The organism is uncultured Xanthomonas sp., from assembly GCF_964278005.1.
In the GTDB taxonomy this organism is placed as follows: Bacteria; Pseudomonadota; Gammaproteobacteria; order Xanthomonadales; family Xanthomonadaceae; genus Xanthomonas_A; species Xanthomonas_A sontii.
The window spans coordinates 1-4,016 of record NZ_CAXYKF010000007.1; the positions used below are offsets into that span (position 1 = coordinate 1).

General features: G+C 69.8%; 4 protein-coding genes. 2 read left to right on the top strand and 2 right to left on the bottom strand.

All coding sequences use genetic code 11. The annotated features are described in order from the left end of the window. Positions 1-89 precede the first annotated feature (89 nt). Positions 90-626, bottom strand: coding sequence for a pseudouridine synthase (locus ACHWVH_RS05405; RefSeq protein WP_017908156.1), 537 nt, complete (start codon positions 624-626; stop codon positions 90-92). Positions 627-711: 85 nt separating this feature from the next. Then, on the bottom strand, positions 712-1,569 hold the full coding sequence (locus ACHWVH_RS05410; protein WP_295917995.1) for a class I SAM-dependent methyltransferase: 858 nt from the start codon (positions 1,567-1,569) through the stop codon (positions 712-714). Between the two features lie 175 nt (positions 1,570-1,744). Here ACHWVH_RS05410 and ACHWVH_RS05415 point away from each other — a divergent pair, with 175 nt between their 5' ends. Both ACHWVH_RS05415 and ACHWVH_RS05420 read left to right on the top strand, forming a co-directional pair. After that, positions 1,745-2,704 carry an aldo/keto reductase gene (locus ACHWVH_RS05415; RefSeq protein ID WP_150410815.1) on the top strand — a complete coding sequence of 320 codons (960 nt, stop codon included), beginning with the start codon at positions 1,745-1,747 and terminating at the stop codon, positions 2,702-2,704. Next, positions 2,701-3,738, top strand: coding sequence for an NADP-dependent oxidoreductase (locus ACHWVH_RS05420; RefSeq protein ID WP_267096439.1), 1,038 nt, complete (start codon positions 2,701-2,703; stop codon positions 3,736-3,738). The genes ACHWVH_RS05415 and ACHWVH_RS05420 overlap by 4 nt, the downstream gene beginning before the upstream one ends. Positions 3,739-4,016: the final 278 nt, after the last annotated feature.

Consider the following 4,016-nt stretch of genomic DNA (forward strand, 5'->3'; position numbering starts at 1 on the left):
AGGAGCGGCGTCAGCCGCGACCGGAGCGCCTCGGTAATGCTCCGGTCGCGGCTGACGCCGCTCCTACGCGTCATTCAGCACAACACGCACTACAGCGCGCGCCAGGCCCCCGGCGCCAACCCGTCCAGACGGTGCGCGCCCATCGCCGCACGCACCAGGCGCAGGGTCGGCAGGCCGACCGCGGCCGTCATCCGCCGCACCTGGCGATTGCGGCCTTCGCGCAGCACGACCTGCAACCAGGCATCGGGCACGCTCTTGCGGAAACGCACCGGCGGATCGCGCGGCCACAGCGATGGCGGCGCGTCCAGCAACGTCACCTCGGCCCGCGCGGTCGGGCCGTCGTTCAACAGCACGCCGTCGCGCAGGCGCTGCACCTGCTCCGGTTGCGGCGCGCCTTCCACCTGCACCCAGTAGGTCTTGGGCTGCTTGTGCCGGGGATCGGTAAGACGGTGCGCCAATGCGCCATCGTCGGTCAGCAGCAGCAGGCCCTCACTGTCGTAGTCCAGGCGTCCGGCCGCATACACGTCGGCGGGCAGGCCGAACTCGGCCAGGGTGCGCCGCGGCGGCGTGCTGCGGTCGGTGAACTGGCACAGCACGTTGAAGGGCTTGTTGAAGGCGATCAGCATCGACGGGAACGGCGGCGGGCCTGCGCCGCACGGCGCGGCGCAGGCATTGTCCCATGCGTCCGCGCCGCGCCGCTCGTGCGCCGGCTCAGCGCTTGACGAATTTCAGGGTCATCCGGTCGCTCTCGCCGATCGCCTGGTACTTTGCATCATCGGCGGCCTCGTGCTGGTTGCTCGGCGGCAATGTCCATACGCCACCCGGATAATCCTTGGTGTCGCGCGGATTGGCGTTGAGCTCGCTCTTGCCGGCCAGCTTGAAGCCGGCGGCCTCGGCCATGGCGATCACCTGCGCCTGACCGACATAGCCGCTCTTGTCGTCGGCCGGCACGTCGGCCTTGGCGCGGTGCTCGACCACGCCGAGCACGCCGCCGGGCTTGAGCACGTTGTAGAAGCCCTTGAACATGCCCTCGGCCTGGCCGGCCATGCGCCAGTTGTGCACGTTGCGGAAGGTCAGCACCAGATCGGCCGAGCCGGGCGGGCCGAACACCGGTGCGTTCGGCGCATACGCGACGATGCGCGCGCGGTCGTACTGCGCCGGTGCCGCGGCGAACTTCTGCTCCAGGCCGGCGCGCGCCTTCTGCTGGTAGTCGCGGCCGCGCCCTTCAGGCACGGCGGTCGGATCCACCACCGCAGCGATGTACTGCCCGTGCTCGCGCAGGTACGGTGCCAGGATCTCCGCATACCAGCCGCCGCCCGGGGTGACCTCGATCACCGTCTGGGTCGGCTTGATGCCGAAGAACGCCAGGGTCTGGCCGGGATGGCGATAAGCGTCGCGGGCGACGTTGGCGCGGTCGCGCCAGCTGCCGTTGATCGCCGCCTGCAGGGACGCGTCCGGCGCCGGCAGCGTCGCGGTGTCGGCAGGCTTGATCGCCTGCGCGGCAGGGGCGAGCAAGGCGGTGGCGACGGCCAGAGTACAGGCGCAGGCGAGCGAGGTTCGAAGCGTCATGGCAGGCATCCGCAAGAGGAGGTGGGGCGAGCCTAGCATGCGGCCCGACAAGCCCGAATGTTGCGCTCCCGTTAGCGCGAATCACGCCGGCGGAACGCTGTTTTCGCGAGCATTGGCCGATCCTTCGACCCCCGGCGACTATCCTGTCGCCTTTCCCCACAGTGGAGCGTTTTCCATGCTGCACACGCGCGAACTCGGCCGCTCTGGCCTGCATGCGGCACCGCTGGCGTTCGGCGGCAACGTGTTCGGCTGGAGCGCCGACGCCAAGACCTCCTTCGCCCTGCTCGATGCCTTCGTCGAGGCCGGCTGCAATCTCGTCGACACCGCCGACATCTACTCGGCCTGGGTCCCCGGCAATCACGGCGGCGAATCGGAAACGCTGATCGGACAATGGCTCAAGCGCAGCGGCAAGCGCGACAAGGTGCTGATCGCGACCAAGGTCGGCAAGTGGGCCGAACGCCCGGGCCTGTCGGCCGACACCATCGCCGCCGCCGCGGAGGACTCGCTGCAGCGCCTGCAGACCGACGTCATCGATCTGTACCAGGCGCACGCGGACGACGATTCGGTGCCGCTGGAAGCCACGCTGGCCGCGTTCGGGCGGCTGATCGAACAGGGCAAGGTGCGCGCCATCGGCGCCTCCAACTACAGTGCCGCGCGCCTGCGCGAGGCGCTGAACGTCTCCGCGCAGTACGGCCTGCCCCGCTACGAGACGCTGCAGCCGGAGTACAACCTGTACGACCGCGCCGGCTACGAGGCCGAGCTGGAGCCGCTGGTGCGCGAACAAGGCCTGGGCGTGCTGTGCTACTACGCGCTGGCCAGCGGCTTCCTCAGCGGCAAGTACCGTCGCGCCGAAGACGCGGGCAAGAGCAAGGCACGCGGCGCCAGCGTGATCGCGCGCTATCTCAACGCGCGCGGCCTGCGCATCCTCGCCGCGCTCGACGACATCGCCGGCAAGCATGCCGCCACGCCCACGCAGGTGGCGCTGGCCTGGTTGATGGCGCGGCCCGGCATCGTCGCGCCGATCGCCAGCGCGACCAGCCTGGAGCAGTTGCAGGATCTGCTCGCCGCCGCGCGCCTGCAGCTGTCGGCCGAGGACATCGCGCAATTGAATACCGCAAGCGAGGAAACCGCATGACCGCCCCCACCCAGACCACCCGCATCGTCCTCGCCTCGCGTCCGCAGGGCGCGCCGGGCACCGACAACTTCCGTACCGAACAGGCGCCGCTCGAAGCGCCGGGCCCCGGCCAGGTGCTGCTGCGCAATCGCTGGCTGTCGCTGGACCCGTACATGCGCGGGCGCATGAGCGATGCGCCGTCCTACGCGCCGCCGGTGCAACTGGGCGAGACCATGGTCGGCAGCACCGTGGCCGAGGTGCTGCAATCCAATTCCCCCGACCACGCACCAGGCGATCTGGTACTGGTGCAGAACGGCGGCTGGCAGACCCATCTGGTCGTCGACGGCGCCAGCCTGCGGCGCAAGCTCGACCCCAACTCGCCGCTGCCGCCGAGCACCGCGCTGGGCGTGTACGGCATGCCCGGCTTCACCGCCTACGCCGGCCTGCACGAGATCGGCAAGCCGCAGCCGGGCGAGACCGTGGCGGTCGCCGCGGCCACCGGCCCGGTCGGCGCCACCGTGGCGCAGATCGCCAAACTGCGCGGGGCCAAGGTCATCGCCATCGCCGGCGGCGCGGAAAAATGCCGCTACCTGCGCGAGGAACTGGGCGTGGACGTGGCCCTGGACCACCGCGCCAAGGACTTTGCGGAGCAGTTGCGCGCCGCCGCGACCGACGGCATCGACGTGTACTTCGAGAACGTCGGCGGCCACGTGTTCGATGCGGTGCTGCCGCTGCTCAACGATTTCGCGCGGGTGCCGGTGTGCGGCACCATCGCCACCTACAACGCCAACGGCGCCTTGCCGCCGGGGCCGGACCGGATGCCGGCACTGATGGGCCAGGTGCTGCGCCAGCGCCTGACCCTGCGCGGCTTCATCGTCGGCGACTTCGTCAAGCTGTACCCGGAGTTCCTGCGCGAGATGGGCGCCTGGCTGGCCGACGGCCGCGTACGCTACCGCGAGCACGTGGTGGACGGGCTGGAAAACGCGCCACAGGCCTTCATCGACATGCTGAGCGGCGGCAACTTCGGCAAGCTGGTGGTGCGGCTGGGCGACTGAGGCGAGAAGGTCCGAGGCTGTCGGGACTGATCCCACAAAATGCACGAGAGTCCTTCCCACATCGTGCCCGGACACTGATCACCGCGAGTCGCTGTAGCAGTCGCGATCGCTTGGCTTTGGATGTTGCTGTTGCCCTTGTTTTTGACTTACTGGGTTCCCTTCCGAAGCGGCGGCCATCGCGGGGAAACACCCGAAGGGCGGCGTACATGGATGTACGCCGTCCGCGGCAGGGGCAGGATGCCCCTTCCGCGGATCCCCGTGATGGACGCGGACCCGGA